This window comes from Parabacteroides caeci, assembly GCF_023656795.1.
Classification (GTDB): Bacteria; Bacteroidota; Bacteroidia; order Bacteroidales; family Tannerellaceae; genus Parabacteroides; species Parabacteroides segnis.
Genome location: NZ_JAMOKT010000053.1, coordinates 33,298 through 51,793, shown reverse-complemented (window position 1 = coordinate 51,793; position 18,496 = coordinate 33,298). Strand labels below are relative to the sequence as shown.

General features: G+C 41.5%; 15 protein-coding genes. 7 read left to right on the top strand and 8 right to left on the bottom strand.

Annotated features, from left to right (window positions below; translation table 11 throughout):
• Window positions 1–197: 197 nt before the first annotated feature.
• The 4 genes from NBH15_RS21950 to NBH15_RS21940 are packed head-to-tail and all read right to left on the bottom strand — an operon-like array spanning window position 198 to window position 3,710.
• On the bottom strand, window positions 198–1,757 hold the full coding sequence (locus tag NBH15_RS21950; RefSeq protein WP_128133561.1) for a sodium:solute symporter family protein: 1,560 nt from the start codon (window positions 1,755–1,757) through the stop codon (window positions 198–200).
• Complete coding sequence (locus NBH15_RS29410; protein WP_199676250.1) at window positions 1,754–1,894, bottom strand: symporter small accessory protein; 141 nt, start codon at window positions 1,892–1,894, stop codon at window positions 1,754–1,756. The genes NBH15_RS21950 and NBH15_RS29410 overlap by 4 nt, the downstream gene beginning before the upstream one ends.
• A 57-nt stretch (window positions 1,895–1,951) precedes the next feature.
• A complete protein-coding gene (locus NBH15_RS21945) occupies window positions 1,952–2,377 on the bottom strand; it encodes an ACT domain-containing protein (protein ID WP_007656879.1) in 426 nt (141 codons plus the stop codon).
• 31 nt (window positions 2,378–2,408) lie between these two features.
• On the bottom strand, window positions 2,409–3,710 hold the full coding sequence (locus NBH15_RS21940; protein ID WP_250823549.1) for a phenylacetate--CoA ligase family protein: 1,302 nt from the start codon (window positions 3,708–3,710) through the stop codon (window positions 2,409–2,411).
• Window positions 3,711–3,907: 197 nt separating this feature from the next.
• On the opposite strand from NBH15_RS21940, the gene NBH15_RS21935 reads away from it, so the two are divergent.
• Together NBH15_RS21935 and NBH15_RS21930 are read left to right on the top strand one after the other, a co-directional pair.
• Window positions 3,908–5,548, top strand: a complete 1,641-nt coding sequence (locus NBH15_RS21935; protein ID WP_250823548.1) for an ATP-binding protein — start codon at window positions 3,908–3,910, stop codon at window positions 5,546–5,548.
• 6 nt (window positions 5,549–5,554) lie between these two features.
• A complete protein-coding gene (locus tag NBH15_RS21930) occupies window positions 5,555–6,106 on the top strand; it encodes a DJ-1 family glyoxalase III (RefSeq protein WP_128133559.1) in 552 nt (183 codons plus the stop codon).
• Window positions 6,107–7,053: 947 nt separating this feature from the next.
• On the opposite strand, the gene NBH15_RS21925 is transcribed toward NBH15_RS21930, so the two are convergent.
• Window positions 7,054–7,584 (bottom strand): dihydrofolate reductase family protein, encoded by a 531-nt coding sequence (locus tag NBH15_RS21925; protein ID WP_128135394.1) that lies wholly within the window; start codon window positions 7,582–7,584, stop codon window positions 7,054–7,056.
• Window positions 7,585–8,050: 466 nt separating this feature from the next.
• Here NBH15_RS21925 and guaD point away from each other — a divergent pair, with 466 nt between their 5' ends.
• Entirely contained in the window at window positions 8,051–9,391 is a 1,341-nt protein-coding gene (gene guaD, locus NBH15_RS21920) for a guanine deaminase (protein WP_250823547.1), read from the top strand.
• Here guaD and NBH15_RS21915 read toward each other — a convergent pair.
• Both NBH15_RS21915 and NBH15_RS21910 read right to left on the bottom strand, forming a co-directional pair.
• On the bottom strand, window positions 9,356–10,354 hold the full coding sequence (locus NBH15_RS21915; RefSeq protein WP_250823546.1) for a 4Fe-4S binding protein: 999 nt from the start codon (window positions 10,352–10,354) through the stop codon (window positions 9,356–9,358). The genes guaD and NBH15_RS21915 overlap by 36 nt on opposite strands.
• Window positions 10,323–10,550 (bottom strand): putative signal transducing protein, encoded by a 228-nt coding sequence (locus tag NBH15_RS21910; protein WP_250823545.1) that lies wholly within the window; start codon window positions 10,548–10,550, stop codon window positions 10,323–10,325. The genes NBH15_RS21915 and NBH15_RS21910 overlap by 32 nt, the downstream gene beginning before the upstream one ends.
• A gap of 805 nt (window positions 10,551–11,355) precedes the next feature.
• On the opposite strand from NBH15_RS21910, the gene NBH15_RS21905 reads away from it, so the two are divergent.
• Entirely contained in the window at window positions 11,356–13,668 is a 2,313-nt protein-coding gene (locus tag NBH15_RS21905; protein WP_250823544.1) for an ABC transporter permease, read from the top strand.
• A gap of 86 nt (window positions 13,669–13,754) precedes the next feature.
• Window positions 13,755–14,495, top strand: a complete 741-nt coding sequence (locus tag NBH15_RS21900) for a DUF5131 family protein (protein ID WP_128135390.1) — start codon at window positions 13,755–13,757, stop codon at window positions 14,493–14,495.
• Between the two features lie 16 nt (window positions 14,496–14,511).
• Here the strand turns inward: NBH15_RS21900 and NBH15_RS21895 are convergent, their stop codons facing one another.
• A complete protein-coding gene (locus NBH15_RS21895) occupies window positions 14,512–15,780 on the bottom strand; it encodes a type IX secretion system plug protein (protein ID WP_350472290.1) in 1,269 nt (422 codons plus the stop codon).
• A gap of 132 nt (window positions 15,781–15,912) precedes the next feature.
• On the opposite strand from NBH15_RS21895, the gene NBH15_RS21890 reads away from it, so the two are divergent.
• On the top strand, window positions 15,913–17,262 hold the full coding sequence (locus NBH15_RS21890; protein WP_128135389.1) for a Na(+)-translocating NADH-quinone reductase subunit A: 1,350 nt from the start codon (window positions 15,913–15,915) through the stop codon (window positions 17,260–17,262).
• 22 nt (window positions 17,263–17,284) lie between these two features.
• Complete coding sequence (locus NBH15_RS21885; protein WP_128135388.1) at window positions 17,285–18,493, top strand: NADH:ubiquinone reductase (Na(+)-transporting) subunit B; 1,209 nt, start codon at window positions 17,285–17,287, stop codon at window positions 18,491–18,493.
• Window positions 18,494–18,496: the final 3 nt, after the last annotated feature.

The window sequence follows — 18,496 nt, the reverse complement described above, 5'->3', positions numbered from 1 at the left end:
TATCTGACAACAAATGTAGACAGCGACCTGTTACACGAGGATCTGTCACTTCTGAAAAATAATTAGAGGTATTCATTTTGCAATGATAAACTTTTTAGAGGAATTTTGGTGCGGTCGCCCTGTCTTTTCATAAGTAGCAATAGTTAAAATGCTAATATATGTTTTCTAACATGCAATAAATACTAATGTATTCCATATTATATCTTATTAGTCTTTTCCTGCGTCATCAGGCTGACAACGACAATAGCAATAACAGACAACGGGAGAGCAAATAGAATAGGATCTATCGCAAACCAGGGGTATGTATCGATCAGCACATCTTTTCCCGTCAATGTTTTACACAGACCAACCGCGCTGGCTTCTGCCTTATGGAGAAACAGCATGGCAAACATACTTGCCAATGCTCCCGTCCAGAGACTGGCTAAAGCTCCTTGCTTTGTCGCCTTTTTCCAATACAATGCACAGAAATAGGCGGGGAGGAATGTGACTGCACAAATACCCATAAATAAGGCCGTCCCTCTGGCTATAATACCGGCACTCAACGTATAGCAGATAATATAACTCAACAGGATAGAACATAAAACTCCGATACGGACTCCCATCGTTGAGTTTGTATTTTTACGGCGTCCCAGGTTCGGAAATGCATCCGCCCCGAATGCAGCTCCCATCGTATGGAACTGTGCACTCAATGTGGACATACTGGCCGACAGGATACAAAGCATGAAGACGGCACTAAACCATTCCGGCATTGCACGGTCAATAAACAACGGGATAATTTTATCCATATCTTTGATGGCTTCCGAAGCGACAACTCCTTCTGTCTTCATAAAGAATAGATTCGACAATGCTCCGACATGGTAAATGGCTCCTACGGTTATAATCAGGAACACGCAACCGATAAGCACTCCGCGATTCAGCTGTTTGGTACTCTCCACCATCATGAAACGTACAACTAACTGAGGTTGTGCCAAGCAACCTATTCCGACACCTAAGATAAGCGATGTAACCAAGGTGTACCATTGGGGAGAACCGGTGACCGGCATCGCCGTCCATCCCTGGTGTCCCAACTCTTTGAAACGGTCGGGAACAAGCGGGGCAATCTCCGTCAATTTCTGGTTCGCTTCAATGAAGCCCATGTCCATGACTTTGTAAAACCAGAATAAAAGGAATAACATACAGCCGAACATAATCACAGCCTGTAAGGCATCTGTATATAAAACGCCTTTTATACCACCGGTAATTACATAAGCAGCCACAATCAAAGTAAATATCAATAAAGCCAGATGCAGGTCGATATGGAACATCTGTTCGATGAAAACAGCGCCTCCTTTCATGACAACGGCCGCATACAATGGCATTCCTATAAAAATGATAGTAGCTATAAATATCTGTATACTACGCGATTTATAGTGCATTCCCAATAATTGTGGAAATGTACGCGCATTATGCTGTTCTCCTAATTTACGCGTTCCTCTACCGAAGAAGATAAAGGCTACCACCACTCCCATAAACATATTCAGCAGACATAGCCACTGGATACCCATACCGAAAGTAGCTGCGACACCGCCAAAACCCACGATAGCCGATGCAGAAATAAATGTAGCTCCATAGGAGAGGGCCATGATGATAGGATTGACTTTTCTTCCTCCTAGCAGATAATCACTGGCATTTTTTGTCTGTTTATATCCGATATACCCTAACCAGGCAATGACAAACATATAAAGGATAACAACAATTCCAAGGGTAAGGGTACTCATTTATCAGGTTGTTTAGGGTTATCACTCTCTTTATCTCCTTTATTCCAATTGGTAATTCCGAACCATAAAGAAAAAATTAAACACACAAAGGCTAACAGGTAGGCTAACCAGATACCGGGATCTTCTATTCCGAACATTTGTTATTTGTTTTTAGGGTGGAGAGGCTGTTGTAAACCTCCCCACGATAAATAATATTATAATTTCATCAAGTCGCTTTCGCAAATGCATTCCAGATTCTGACGACGGATTACTTCACGGGCTGCTTCCCGGTTATTAGTACGAAGAATAAGGATCGATTTGTCATTCAGTGAAAAACAATACATATATTCTATGCTTAGACCGGCTTTTGTAAAATGTGTCAATGCCTGTGCAAAACTTCCGGCACAAGAGTTAGTCACGATAGCCAGCACGTCTGTCAGATTTGCACTTACATTGTTGCTTTTCAATATCTTGTATGCTTTCTGCGGATCGCTTACAATAATACGCAGAATACCATATTCAGACGTATCCGCAACAGTAGCAGCAATGATCCGTATATTTTCTTCAGCAAGCAGAGCCAGGATTTCACTTAGCTTTCCATATTTATTCTCCAGGAAAATAGAAATTTGATTTACTGTCATAGCTGTATCTTTTATTTGTTGAACAATTGTTTTAACAGAACTTACGCAAGTCTTTTACTCTTACGGCTTTACCGTCCTGAACGGGCAATGAGCCTTTGGCTACCAGTTTCAGACGCGGGGTCAACAGCAATTCATCTTTCAGCTGTCGGGTAATGTCTTTTGCAAGACGTTGCAAGACGCTGTAATCGTCGGTAAACAGGTCGCTCAGTTCTACTTCGATCAGCATTTCGTCACTGTTGTTAACTGTTTCGAGAGTGATCAGATAGTTACTTCCCAGTTCTTTGAACTGCATTAAAATCTTTTCGATCTGGATCGGGAAGAGATTCACACCTTTCAGGATGATCATATCGTCACTGCGTCCTTTGAAGCGGGCCAGACGTTTATGCGTTCTTCCGCAAGGACATTCACCTGGGATAATGCAGGTCAGGTCACGGGTACGGTAACGTAACAGCGGCATGGCTTCACGATTGATTGTCGTTAATACCAGTTCGCCTACTTCCCCTTCCGGAACGGGCTGTAATGTCTGGGGATCTACAATCTCCACAATCGTATAATCTTCCCAGATATGCAATCCGTTTTGTTCCGTACATTCGAATGCAACACCGGGGCCATTCATTTCAGACATACCGAAACAGTTATATGCTTTTACACCCAACAGTTGTTCGATGCGTTTGCGTTGTTCTTCCGAATGAGGCTCGGCACCGATACAAACCGTGTGCAGTTTGGTGTCTTTGCGCGGATCCAGTCCCATTTCATACATTACTTCAGCCAGGCGAGTGGCATAGCTGGGAATAATATGCAGGCAGGTCGTTCCAAAATCAGTAATAAATTTGATCTGGCGTTTGGAATTACCGGCGGCGGCAGGAACAGTTAATGCTCCAAGTCTTTCTGCGCCATATTGAAATCCCAAACCACCGGTGAACATACCATATCCGGAGGTGTTCTGGAAAACGTCTGTATCACGTAAACCGACCATATACATGCAGCGTGCCACCTGATTGGCCCATTGGTCCAGGTCCTTTGCCGAATGTAATACGACGGTAGGATTTCCGGTTGTACCGCTGGAAGAATGTACTCTTACGCAATCCTTGATGGGAATAGCTGCCATTCCGAACGGATAATTATTACGCAGGTCGTCTTTCGTTGTGAACGGAATTTTTTGCAGATCATTCAATGACTGGATGCTGTCTGCCGTTATGCCGTTATCTTTAAGAACTTTGCTGTAGAAAGGAGAGTGTCCGGCTAATTCTATTGTTTGTTTCAGTCGTTCCAACTGTAGTTTATTCAGTTCTTCACGACTCATCGTCTCAATATCTTTCTGCCAATACATCATAGCTTTTTCGTATTATATTGTGTTTAATTCATGAAATTAGACTGCAAATGTATCTTTTATTTTGATTAGATGCAGCATTTTTGCTCAAAATTATAAAAACAGGTAAATTAAATGTTGATTTTCTAAGGTTCCTGAAAAAATATCTTTACATTTGCCTCCAACAGTAAGTTACAATTATAAACCTTGATTTCTAATATATGAACATGTACGAAAACCTTTCAAAAGAAGAACTGATCCAGCGCATTAAAGTGTTGGAGACAGATTTGGCAGCATCAGTCATGAAGAATGCCGAGATAGAGAAAATGAGCGAAAATCTTCTTAACCAGCGTAAAATTAATTTCCTGAATATCTTAATGAATACTATTCTGTCAAATATCTTTGTCGTTATAGCCGTAAAAGATGTTTTCGACAGTTTTAAATATATTTACTTCAATCAGGCGGCCGAAGACTTTATGGGGGTTAAATCTTCCGAGGTGTTAGGTAAGACAGACTTTGATTTGTTTTCTGATCCGAGAAGGGCACATGAAATCCGTACGGAAGATTATTCAACGATCAACCACGGACGAATCCATAAATCGGTGGTTGAATATGAGAAACCGAATGGGGAAATCCGTATTGTGAACATCATCCGTTTATTGATAACCAACCCGGACCCGGGAGCTTCTCCTTTGTTATTGGCTATGCTTTGGGATATTACGGAACAGCGGCAAAATGAACTGGATCTGATCAAGGCCCAGGAGGCGGATAAAATGAAGAATGCCTTTATCGCTAATATGAGCCATGAGATCCGTACGCCATTGAACGCGATAGTAGGCTTCTCCCGGTTGATTACCGAAACGGATAATGCCAGTGAGCAACAGGAGTATCTTACAATTATTAATAATAACAGTGACCTGTTGCTTCAATTGATCAACGATATTCTGGATTTTGCAAAGATAGAATCCGGGACGTTGAATTATAATATGTCGTGGGTGGATCTGAAAGATGTATGCCAGGAGGTTTATATTTCACAATCGTTGAAAATGACTTCGGATGTGGCATTGCTGTATAATGGGGATATGTTGCCTTCTGTCAGGTTACGGACAGATACGCAGCGTATTGAACAGGTATTGCTGAATCTTTTATCCAATGCTATAAAATGTACGAACCTGGGATTTGTCTCTTTGTCGTATGAGATAGAAGGAGATTTTGTCCGGGTATCTGTCACTGATACCGGGATTGGCATCGATAAGGAGAAGCAGGCATCTGTATTCGAGCGGTTTGTGAAATTGGATGATTTCAGGCAAGGGACCGGCTTGGGACTGTCTATCTGTAAGATGATCATAGAAAAGTTAGGTGGAGAGATAGGTCTTCGGTCGGAATTGGGCAAAGGGTCTACATTCTGGTTTACGCTGCCATTAGTTGTTCCGGAAGAGTCTGAAAAGAAAGAAGCAGGCAATGAAATTCCTATGGAGATCATTCCGGATGCTTTACCAGGGCAATATACAATCTTGATTGCAGAAGATGTGTTGGAAAATTATCTTTTGCTGCAAGCAGTCTTAAAGCAACATTATCGTCTGATTTATGCAGAAAACGGACAGATTGCCGTACAGCAGTTTAAGGATTACAAGCCGGATATTATTTTGATGGATATAAAAATGCCGGTGATGGACGGTTACGCCGCCACTTGTAAAATACGTGAATTATCTTCGGATGTTCCTGTTTTGGCTCTTTCTGCATTTGCATTTGATGAAGAAAAAGAGAAAGCGAAATGTTGCCGGTTTAATGATTATCTGGTGAAACCCGTAGATATTCCATTGTTGAAATATAAGATCAAGTATTATCTCAATAAAAAATAATATAATATGAAGCAAGCGTTTATATTCCTGGCTACAGGATTTGAAGAAATAGAGGCGTTAGGCACAGCCGATATTTTACGTAGGGGAGGTGTCAGAGTCTCTACCATCTCGATTAACGGTGAAACCCGGGTAATGGGGGCGCATAATATCCCGGTGATAGCAGATTACCTGTTTGAAGAGGCCGACTTTAGTGTAGCAGATGCTTTAATTCTCCCGGGAGGTATTCCAGGAAGTAATCATCTGAATACTTGTACCCGCCTAAAAGAACTTATACTGGAAAAGAATAAAGAAAATATAATTCTGGGAGCAATCTGTGCAGGACCTATGGTTTTAGGCGGCTTAGGATTATTGAAAGGACGTAAGGCCACTTGTTTTCCGAACTTCGAACCGACTATGATAGGAGCCATCCCTACCGATAATGGTGTTGAGCAAGATGGAAATATCATAACTTGCCAGGGCCCCGGTTTTGTATTCGAATTTGGATTATCCTTATTGAAAGTTTTACGGGATGATGAAATAGCGGGAGAAGTGGCGGATGCCTTGCTGGTAAGAAACTGAAAATAAAAGAAACGGGAGTTATTAATAACAATAGCTCCTGTTATGCAACCGCCATAATCAGAGTTACTTGACTATTACCAGGTTTATTTGCCGTCTGCTTCAGCTGACGGTTTAAAGTAGTTTCTTTCTTTTGGCTTCAGCCACATTTTTCTTAGATAGAGATTAGTAATAAATGTGACTAAAGTCTGGAGAAATAGATAATTTACCAATCCGTCAGCTGAAGCAGACGGCAAATGAACCTGTAATAAGGCTTGTTTTATTGACTAGCTTTAACAATCCCCCTCCCGGCTTCCTCTCCAGATTGGAACTTCATAATAATGTTTCATCAAATGTACTGTCATACTATCATATTTTTATATAATGCACATATAATCAATATGTTATTTTATGACAGTTGCCATTTTTAACTATCATAATACTGTCATAAAACCATCATTTGGACTAAATTTTAACTAAACAGACCTTGTTTAGGACCTAAAAAAGGCTTTATAAATAGGATATAATTGCACTTATATATCGCTTTCCCTTCTATATGTTTTGCGAGAATATATAGACTAATTTCACAGGAACACATACTTTTTGTTCTCAAGATGCCCTTTTCAGCCTGTTTTACACCCGGATGTTGACTGTGCCCAGACCCGGGTCTCAACATTGTCGACACCCGGGTCTCGAACAACATAAGTAACTACTCCCCTGAAAATAAGTCATATACTTCAGTAAAATAAGAAGCATATATTGGGTTTCAGGACAAGACTATGATAGTTGCATGATAGGTAAATGATAGTTGAAAACAGGAACTATCATAGAGTAACATATTGATTATATGTGTATTATACAAAATATGATAGTATGATAGTTCTTTTATCACGTCATAGTTGTGAGATATATCAAGCAGCTCAAAGTCAGGTATGGAAATTTCGAGTACGAGGGACTTAGAGGCATTATATTTATCTTCGTTTGTAAATAGCCTCTATCACTCCGTTGTATTTTACAGTATTCACTAATCTCAAATTTATCATCGTATTGGTTTCCTCAAATAATCTTATACCTCCCCCAAGAACTGTCGGTATAATTGAGATTTGAAAGGTATCTATTAAATCTTCTTTAAGCAGTTGATTTATAATATCAGCTCCTCCACAAACCCAAATATTTTTCCCTTCTTCTTGTTTAATTGTTTTAACAAGTTGACAGGGATTATCACTTGTAAATATTATATCCTCTGTATTAGTTATTTGCTTATGAGTAAAAACATAAGTTTTGGCACCCAAATAAGGCCATTTATCGGGAGATAGCTCTGTTATTATTTGGTCATAAGTGGTTTTACCCATTATTATAGTATCCACAGTGGTAAAAAAAGTCGAATATGTGTCCTGCATTTCTACAGAATCATCTTGCCCTTTTATCCAATTTACAGATTTTTGGCAATCAGCTATATACCCATCAAGACTTACTGCTATATATAATATGACATTCTTCATAATATTCTCAATTGATATTTATTGCTTTATAGTCTTTTAGAGAGACAAAGTTTTCTGTTCTATATTTCAAATCTCTGGAGATGGTTATAGCCAAATCCGTGTGTAAAGTTACAAATTAATATTAAGAATTGTCGCGATTTTGCTAAGAAACAGCCTTTTTTACAAACGATAGACCTCCCACGCTTCTCAAAGATCAGCGCACCCGGGAGGTCTTTGAGTTTATAGATTTATGGCTGCAAACATATACAACAAGAAATCTTTCAGTTTGTCAGAACAAGTGGAGATACTTGAAAATAAAGGGTTACTTTTTTATGGCAAGAAAGAAGCAGAACGATTTCTCTTTGATGTATCAGATTATTATTTTTAATGTAGTTGTTTCTGCTTTTAGTCGGATTCTAACAATTTTCTTACCTTTGATGTTACATTGTTATATTATCTGTTGATTTGATAAAAGTAAAGAATGAAGATGGATGAAACGGTATATTTGTATAAAGGTGAAGTCTTTTATTTTAAGGATTCTCCCCTGAAGTTTGATGAATCTTATAGTTATTATCCCGACGGAGCATTGGTGGTCTATCGAGGAAAAATCATAGAAGCCGGAGCTTATGAAAATATAAAAGAGCATTATCCGGAGGCATTCGTTACTGATTATTCCGGGAAATTACTGATGCCCGGCCTGATCGATTCACATATCCATTATCCTCAGTCGGAAATGATAGGTATGTATGGCAAACAGCTGCTCGATTGGCTGAACGAATATACGTATCCCACGGAAGAAGCTTTTGGAGATTCTGAATATGCCGGACGGGTAGCCCGTTTCTTTGTAAATGAACTTTTTCGCAACGGCACTACGACCTGTATGGCTTATGCAACGGTTCATAAAGAATCTGTTAATGCTCTCTTTTCGGTAGCTTCCGAATATAACATGCAAATGCTGACCGGTAAGGTCCTGATGAACCGTAACGCACCGCAGTCTTTGATGGATACTGAAGAAAGCGGGGAGGCTGATAGTCGGGAGCTGATCGAAGCCTGGCATAAAAAAGGACGTAATCTTTATGTGATTACTCCCCGTTTTTCTATTACTTCCACTCATGGTCAATTGATTAGTGCCGCCCGTTTGCATGAAGAATATCCCGATACTTACATTCAAACGCATTTGTCGGAAAACCGGAATGAAATAGATTCAGCCCTTGAATTGTCTCCGGAATGTTCGGACTATCTGGAAGTTTATGAACGGGCAGGATTAGTTACCGAACGTTCCATATTCGGCCATTGCATTCATCTATCCGATTCGGAATGTCGCCGAATGGCCGAGGCTGGAGCGGTAATAGCCCATTGCCCCACGTCAAACTTGTTTCTGGGAAGCGGCCTGTTCGATATGCAACAGGCCAACCGGATCAATATCCAAACGACACTGGCTACAGACGTTGGTGCCGGCACATCTTTCTCTTTATTCCGGACCATGGGAGAGTCCTATAAGGTACAACAACTGAACGGGTATCCCATGTCTGTATTCGAATCATTATATAAATGTACGCGCGGTACGGCTAAAGCCTTGAAACTGGATGATAAGATAGGCAGTTTCGACCAGGGCAGAGATGCTGATTTTATTGTAGTTGATTCTACGGCTACTCCTTCCCAGCAAATGCGGAAAGAATATCTTGAACGTAAGGGGAAATGGAATCTTGAAAATAAATTGTTCGGTATTCAGACGTTGGGGGATGACCGTAATATAGTTGCCACTTATGTGGCGGGGAATCCTGTTTACCAGTCAGATACGTGCAATCATCAGAAAACAGGTGTGTAAAACGACTGTAATAATAATCCAAAGGCGTTCGGCAGTAGCCGGACGCAATCTGAAGAAACGATATTCCAGTCCTCCATGTTTACAGGCGGAGAGGCAGTCGCCGCAATAAGTACAGGTGTAACCGATTTTTCCTTTCTCTATATTTTCTTTGTGCAACGCATCATATTTACATGATTTCAGACAAGCCATGCAGTGTGTACAGTCTGTATTGAGTTTTACCCGGAAAGGAGAGAGGTATTTCATAAAAGACACCAGTGTTCCTATCGGACAATAACTACTGCAATGGATCATCTTTTTCTTCCGGCGCGATAGTATCAACATGATACCCAGTCCGATAATCCCGACAATCAGTCCGGCAACCGTTGCCATCCATCCGCTTGCCCCGGATAACCGTAATGCAATGGCCCCTGCTATTACCAGAAAAAATACACTGTAACGCAATTGCTTATGATAGCGAAAAACATTCTTTTCTGTCTTCCCTTTTGCGCTCCATGCATCAAATGCCCCGAAATAACAAAGCTGGCTGCACCAGGCTGGTCCCGAAAGCAGCAATGTACTCAGGAAAAGTATCGGCATAAACAATCCCTCCAACCGGTAAATCGGGCCGGCCAGTATGATTGCCGGAACGGGTAAATGCAGCTTTCCGGTCATCAGAAAGACAGAATCGACAGTTACGCCTAAAAGTAACTGCCCGAAGAAAACAATAGAAAAAAGCAACCAGGCCCGGACTCGCCATTTGGGACGTTCTTTCCGATCCTGCATTTTATAACTGAGCAGTGCCCCGTAAATAATGGCGATACCAACCTGTATCCATCCTGCAGATGGCATAAGCCGTTCCGATAGCAGCAATGGTTTTTCAGGAACGACCTGCACGATCGTCAATAAAATAGCAATCAGTATCGCCGTTATAGCTGAAGTACAAAGATACTGTTTATTCATCTCCCACAAGTTCCGGAAATCCATTCTTCAAGACTTCTTTCGCTTTTTCGTAATCACTCTCAAAAACATAGATCTCGATCTGGAATCCCGGAATATTCCCGAATACCGTAGAAAGATGTTCGTTCCTGAGAAAAGATTCTATACCTTCATTTCTTAACGCGCTTTGTAACAGGCTAGCCTGAACATTATTATCCACTGTTGACAAAAGAATCGTTTCCATACTATTGAGTTTTATGTATTACTTATGTACAAAGATACTTTTTTTATCCCTAAAACATATTGTATGAACGAAATAATAAAGAACCGGATGATGTTATTTTTCTGTGATTCTCCGCGTGTTCCGTGTCGTCCGTGTTCCATTAAAATGGCTATTCTGCAAAAAATATACATTGTTGCATTATACATTGTTGCATTATACATTGTTGCATTATACATTGTTGCATTATACATTGTTGCATTATACATTGATGTATATTTTGTATATTTGTCTTATCTGTTAATTGAATTACAGATTGTGAGTTCACCTTTTCAATATTGAATACAATAACAATATGAAACTCCTGAAAGTGTTGTTACTATGCCTTTTCTCTTTTGTAACGCTGCAAATCATTGCAGAGAAGAAGGCATCGTATGTTCAAAACCCTCTGGAGGTTAATCTTTCAGATTTTCGGGAACAAGCAATTCAGCCTGCTGTTTTTCTGATTCGTGATATCCAACCGGTCCCCGCATTATTTAATAGTCTTGACTGGTTCATTCTGTTGTTGATCCCGGCTGTATTATTAATTGTCAGTCTTTCAAGCAGACTGTGCCTGCACAAACTTTTTGATCAGGAAAAAGTCTTCTTACGATATAAAATATTCCTTTGGCAGAAGCGGTATTCCTGCTTCACCCTTTGCTGCATGCTTAATTAAATCTGTTTCAGGAAAAATTTGAATCCCTGCTGTCTGGCAGGGGAAACGTTTGGTGTATCCGGTGGATACATCTAGTTGCTTTATTACCTGAAATACAAACTAAAACAATTTATTATGCATGCCATATACAGGAATTTTATTTCCGCACTGCGATTCAATAAAACAGCAGCCATACTGAATATTATGGGATTGGCGATTGCCTATATCGTTTTTGCAACGATTTATGCACAGGTTGATTTTGCCAATAAATTTGACCGGTTCCATCCCCAAGTGGATCATATTTACAGGATAGACTGTAAAACCCCTGCATCTGTATGGTCCGTACATTCCAGATTGCTGATCGATGCTTTTGTGTCTACTTCTCCTTATATACAGAAAAGTACGTTGATCAACCCCTTTATCGGAGAATGTTATTTTACAACCGATGTCAACGGAAATCAGACAGGTTTCAAAGAAACGGTACAAACTTGCTCTCCGGATATCACCGGGATATTTGATTTTGTTTTCCGCGAGGGGACTCCCGATTGTTTGAAGCAACCGGAGATGTGCCTGATACCTGAAAGTCTGGCCCGCAGGATATTCGGGAGTATTTCGGTTGTCGGAAAACAATTGACGGCAGAAGGAAATATCTGGACGAAAGACAGGAAATCATTGACCGTAGGAGGTGTCTATAAAGATTTTCCGGAAAATAGTCAGTTGGCAAATGCTGTTTATACGACAGTTAGTCCCTCTTACCAGTATGAATCATGGGATGATTATACCTATGTCTGTTATATCCTTGTCACTCAGGGAGCGGATAAGAAGGAGATATGTTCCGCTTTTGCCCGTTGTTTCAATGTGGAAGATGCACCGGACTATAAAGAAGCGGAAGTCAAGCTGACGAACCTGGCGGATATTTATTATGAGCCGGTCACTTCCCAGATGAAGTTTATCAAATCAGGAAAGAAAGAAAACATGAACCGGATGCTGATGGTGGCTTTTCTGGTGGCGTTGATTGCGATGATCAATTATATCAACTATTCGGTGGCCCTTATACCTTACCGGATTAAAAGCATCAATATCCGGAAGATTGCCGGCGCATCGGTTGCTAGGCTACGCTGCGCCCAACTGTTTGAATCCGTTGTGATTTCGCTGGTGGCTTGTCTGCCGGCTGTATTGTTGAACTTGTCTCTTGATATACCGGTTCTCTTGCGGCTGGTTTCTTTGTCTTTGGCGGTAGGATTGATTGCGGGTATCTATCCGGCTGTTAGCGCCACTTCCATTTCCATGCAGATGGCATTGAAAGGCTCTTATGGATTGTCTCCCAAAGGTTTGGCATTAAGGAAAATGCTTATAGGTATCCAATATGTAATTTCTTTTACTTTGGTTATTCTGGCATTTGTGATCTATCAGCAGAACAGATATATGGAATCCCGTTCATTCGGATATGGTAAAAACCGTATTGCAGTAGTTGTGCTGAATGGGAAAACGGTCGGGAAGATCGACCTGTTTACGAATGAATTGAAGAAATATTCCGGTATTGAAGATGTCGCATTCTCTTCCGCAAAGGTCGGTGCAGAAGAGTTATACCGGGGCGGCGGTGCAGAAAAGAATAACGAAATGATGTATTTTCATTATTTGAATGTTTCGCCCAACTTCCTGTCGGTGATGGATATCCCAGTAATGGAAGGAAGGTGTCCCCGCCGGGAAGACCGGCAGTCAAAGGATTTATTATTCGTCTTTAACCGGAAAGCGAAAGAAGAATACGGACTGGAGGTCGGGGACAGGCTCATTACCTACTGGAAGGATAAAGGGATTGTTATCGGTATTACAGATGAATTGAAGATAAATTCTTTGCGGACCGGTGCTTACCCGTTGGCTTTCGTCATTAATGAAAAGAATGCCGGCATGCCGGTTGCCTGTATAAAGATAAGGCAAGGGGCGGATATGGAAAAGGCGACAGAGCATATACGGCAAACATTTAAAGAGATCGATCCTGCTTATCCTGTTGAAATAGAGTATTATGAAACGATTATCAGGCAACTTTACCGGGATGAAATACATACCGGACGGATTGTTTCCGCTTCATGTCTTGCCTCTGTCCTGATCTCTTTGTCGGGTATTTTGGGATTGGTATTATTTGAAACACAATATCGGCGTAGGGAGATTGCGATACGGAAAGTACTCGGTGCGACCGTAAAAGATGTTTTATACCGGTTTAACAGGACGTATCTGATGGTGTTGATCGTGAGTTTTGTTATCTCTGTACCTGTATCCGTCTATTTGGCAGGCGAATGGTTGAAGAATTTTGCATATAAAGTACCGCTAGACTGGATGGTTTATGTAGTATCGTTTTTCTCTATCCTGCTACTAACGGTTTTTGTTGTTACCCTGCAAACCTGGCGGACGGCAAACGAGAATCCAGTGAAGTCCTTGTCTGTCAATTAAGTGTGGTATTTATTTGTTTCTTGTTGGCAGAGGACGTAAAATATAGTACTTTCGTGCTGATTTTATTAAGGTATAAAAAGGATAGGATGAGCCAAAAAGCATCTATATGGAATCCCTGGCACGGCTGTCACAAATTGAGTGAAGGGTGCCGGCATTGCTATGTTTATCGTACCGACGGTAAATATGGTAAAGACAGTTCTGTCATCGCAAAGACGGAAAAGTTTGATTTGCCTTTGCAGCAGAAAAAGAATAAGACCTATAAGATTCCTTCGGGAAACCTTGTTTATACCTGCTTTACTTCCGATTTTCTGATTGAAGATGCGGATGAATGGCGTGCCGAAGCCTGGGAAATGATACGGACGCGACGGGATCTTGATTTTCTGTTTATTACCAAACGGATCGACCGGTTGCATGAATGTCTTCCGGATGACTGGGGAGATGGCTATGACCATGTAACTATTTGTTGTACCATGGAAAATCAGGACCGGATAGATTATCGCCTGCCTATCTATAAAGCAGCTCCGATAAAACATAAAATCATTATTTGCGAACCGCTTCTCGGTCCCATTGATTTCAGGGGTGAACTGGGAGATTGGGTGGAACAGGTGGTGGCCGGCGGGGAATCCGGTAAAGAGGCCCGTATATGCAATTATGACTGGGTGCTGGATATCCGCCGGCAATGTATGGAGGCAGATGTCGGTTTCTGGTTTAAGCAAACCGGTTCGTATTTGCTGAAAGAAGGTTGCGAATATAAAATTGCCCGTCAGTTTCAACACTCACAGGCAAGGAAAGCTGGGATAAATTATGAACGGAAGAAGGAAAAATAAGAATGCAATGCAGGTTTTAAAATACCTGCATTGCGTTTTTAACACTTGTGACTCCGATTAAACGGTCATATTGCGTTCCCATAGGACGGTAATAGACGTAAATGGTGTATTCGTTTTCCGCCTGGTAATAATTACCTTCTATCGGGCCGGTTTCTCCGACTGTGCTGCCGTTGGGTACGAATAGGTATTGATAATTATAGCTTCCTTGTTTCAGGAGTACTACTTTTTCGTATTGGTGGGTTTCAAAGTTATATCCCATTTTACTCTTTTCATCGAGGACATTGTGGAACAGTTCGCCGTTCAGATAGACATTTCCGTCAAGGAACGGATCGCAAGCCAAAGCGAAATGCACGATACAGTAATCCGCTTCCGTATCTGGGTCGTCACAACTGCTGCAACGGATAAAGAAACGGCCGTCCTGATCCTGATCATACTGATAGGTCTGGTCGCTGCGCTTGTGGTCGGTCATCAGTTCTACATTATAATAAGGATTGTGGTACGAAATGCTTTCTATGTGCATCCCGTTATATTTCGTACTCAAAAATTCCATGCGACGGTATTCATTTCCGGCAGAGAAGATCAGACTGCGGTTGTTTGTGTAACCAATCTGATTTTCAAGAATAGTCGTCGGTTGAAGCCCTGATACGGCATTATCGCGCCGGTTATCCTGATAGACATATATTTTCAGGTCTGTTTGCGGATAAGGTATCGGGAAGTTTTTGTTATTGACCGTGAAACTTACCTGTTGGTGAGTCTGGTTCGTATCGATATCCGTATTTCCGCTAACGGAGGCTGAAATGCCGACCATCGGTTCCACAACCGAAAAACAAGCGGTAAGGACTATCTGGTCGGGGATGTCTTCGTTGTAGATCTGCACGGCATAATTTCCCGAAACTTTGAACTGGATGTCCTCATTCGGAAGCAGCAGATTGTAGTTTGTATACTGCGTTGTGGTGTTAATGGAATTGGCGAAGTCATCTATCGTTAATCCTTGAAAACCACTCATATACTGAATGGGAGAGAGGATGGACCTCTGCCAGTTGGCATCACAATGAATGATAGAATAGGAATAGCGCACGCCTCCCTGTTCCAACGCATCGAAGTTGATCTGGATCTGTTGATCTCCGTTCAGTTCGATATAAGGCTCGGAAATAAACTCTCCGGCCACCTTCACCTGAAGGGTTTTTATCAGCTTGCTGTTAACGTCGGTAAAGTACGTTTGCTGAGCATTGGCCTGCATTGTAGCGGCACAAAACAACAAAAATAGTAAACAATACACTCTCATTTTCATATATCTTTCTTTGACGGTACAAAATTATGGAATTATTTCTCTAATTATTTCTTTAATCCTGCTTTAAAGCATAAAAATTTATGTACTTTTGCGGGAAAATTACATATAAACAATTTTAGTTGTATCATGGCAAATGTGATTAAGATTAAAAAGGGTTTAGACATTAATCTGAAGGGTAAAGCTTCGGAAGTACTGCTAAACGCCGGGAAAAGTGATAGCTATGCTATCGTTCCCGACTATTATAACGGTATTACCCCCAAAGTTGTTGCCAAAGTAGGAGAAAAAGTCAAAGCCGGTTCTGTATTGATGATCGATAAGAACCGCCCGGAGATCAAGTTTGTTTCGCCCGTGAGTGGCGAAGTAACTGCCGTAAACCGAGGAGAGAAGCGTAAAGTGCTTAGCATCGTTGTTAAGCCGGATACGCAGATCGAATATGAAGATTTCGGCAAGAAAAATGTGTCTTCACTGAAGAGTGAAGAGGTAAAAGAAGCCCTGCTCAATGGTGGTATGTGGCCTTTTATCAAACAGCGTCCGTACGATATCGTAGCTACGCCGTCAGATGAACCGCGCGACATTTTTGTGTCGGCTTTCTATTCTGCACCGTTGGCTCCGAATTTCGATTTCATTCTGAAAGGACAGGAAGCTGATTTCCAGACTGGGTTGGATGCATTGGCAAAACTTACCAAAGGTAAAGTGTATGTCGGTGTCAGAAATGGTTCTTCCGTGAATGTGAAAGGTGTTGAAACAGTTGAGTTTGAAGGTCCGCATCCTGCTGGAAACGTAGGTGTGCAGATCAATCATATCAAGCCTATCAACAAGTCGGAAGTTGTTTGGGTGGTAAACCCGGCAGATGTGATCGTTATTGGTCGCCTGTTCAATAAAGGCGTGGCTGATTTTAGCCGTTTAGTCGTATTAACCGGTTCTGAAACAACAGAAAGAGGTTATATCAAGACTATTTCCGGTTGTACGATCAACAGTCTTGTTTCAGGAAAGATCCTGGAAGGCAAGGAAGACCTCCGTATAATCAGCGGTAACGTGCTGACCGGTACTAAAGTTCGTAAGGACGATTATCTGGGTGCTTATGATAACCAGATCACTGTGATTCCGGAAGGAGATAAAACTTACGACTTCTTTGGTTGGGCAACTCCCGGGTTTGGAAAATACAGTGTAAGTCACTCTTTCTTTACATGGCTGGCTCCTAAAAGCAAAGAGTATGTAATTGATGCCCGTATCAAGGGTGGCAAACGTGCCATGATCATGTCGAATGAATATGAAAAAGTGTTCCCGATGAGCATTTATCCTGAATACCTGTTGAAAGCTATTATCGCTTTCGATATTGATAAAATGGAAAATCTGGGTATTTATGAAGTTGCTCCGGAAGATTTTGCACTTTGCGAATTTGTTGACACTTCCAAGATCGAGATCCAGAAGATCGTACGTCAGGGATTGGATCTGTTATACAAGGAAATGAATTAATAACATAAAAAATTAGAATACATTGAAAGCGTTAAGGAATTACCTCGACAAGATTAAGCCTAACTTTGAGGAAGGCGGAAAGCTGGCGATGTTCCGTTCTGTATTCGAAGGTGTTGAAACATTCTTATTTGTTCCGAGCACCACTTCGAAATCAGGCGTGCATATTCACGACTATATCGATTCTAAGCGTACTATGACTGTGGTTATTATCGCTTTGTTGCCTGCTTTGCTTTTTGGTATGTACAACGTCGGCTATCAACACAATTTGGCTGTTGGTACTGATCCGGGATTTTTGATGACCTTCATCTTCGGTTTCCTGGCCGTACTGCCTAAGATTATTGTTTCGTATGTAGTTGGTCTGGGTATCGAGTTTGCTGTTGCCCAGGTGAAAAAAGAAGAAATTCAGGAAGGTTTCCTGGTTTCCGGTATATTGATTCCGATGATTGTTCCCATCGATACTCCGCTGTGGATGATTGCTGTGGCTACGGCTTTTGCAGTTGTTTTTGCCAAGGAAGTATTTGGTGGTACAGGTTACAACGTGTTTAACGTTGCATTGGTTACCCGTGCATTCCTGTTCTTTGCATATCCGGCTGCCATGTCTGGCGACCAGGTATTCGTTCGCACTGCCGATACATTCGGTATGGGTGCCGGACAGGTAGTTGACGGTTTCTCTGGTGCAACACCGCTGGGACAGGTTGCTATCGCCGGTAAAGAAATGATCGGTTCGTTCCAGGCAGTTGACGTATTAGGTCAGCCGATTTCAACCTGGGATATGTTCCTGGGATTGATTCCGGGTTCTATCGGTGAAACTTCCGTACTGGCTATCCTGATCGGTGCTGTGATATTGCTGTACACCGGCATTGCCAGCTGGAAGACAATGGTTTCCGTATTTGTGGGTGGTGCGTTTATGGCTGCCATTTTCAATATGATCGGAACAACGGTTGCTATGTGTGTATCTCCTCTGGATCATTTGTTCTTAGGTGGTTTTGCCTTCGGTGCCGTGTTTATGGCTACAGACCCTGTAACATCTGCCCGTACTGAAACTGGTAAATATATCTATGGTTTCCTTGTAGGTGCTATGGCTATCATTATCCGTGCGTTGAACCCGGGTTATCCTGAAGGTATGATGCTTGCTATCCTGTTGATGAACGTATTTGCTCCGCTGATTGACTATTATGTAGTTGAAGCAAACATTAACAGAAGAATCAATCGTGTAAAACTGAATAAATAAGAA